Genomic DNA, 255 nt, shown 5'->3' with positions numbered 1-255 from the left:
CGGCAAGCCCGCGCTGGTGGTCGATGCGGTCGGGGCTTTCCTTGACCGAACGCGCGAAATAGCTCACCGCCTCATTCGGGTCGGCCACTGTCAGCATCACGTCGGAGAGGTTGGTCTCATCCACCACGTTGACGTCCTTGAAAGCCCGTTCAACGGTGGCGTTCGCGTCTTTTTCACCGCAGCCAGCAAGGGCGGTGACGCCTGCCATGCAGACGGCCAGAATGATTGGATGGCGCATTTTGCGTCCTCTTACTG

The 255-nt window shown here is 60.8% G+C and carries 1 pseudogene; it reads right to left on the bottom strand.

The window, feature by feature from the left end:
* A pseudogene (locus FCK22_RS18175) lies at positions 1-238 on the bottom strand (hypothetical protein); the annotation flags it as partial.
* Between the last annotated feature and the right edge of the window lie 17 nt (positions 239-255).

Source organism: Sulfitobacter sp. 15WGC, assembly GCF_005068605.1.
Lineage (GTDB): Bacteria > Pseudomonadota > Alphaproteobacteria > Rhodobacterales > Rhodobacteraceae > Sulfitobacter > Sulfitobacter faviae.
The sequence above is the reverse complement of the archived record's forward strand: the minus strand, read 5'-3'. Positions and strand labels throughout refer to the sequence as shown.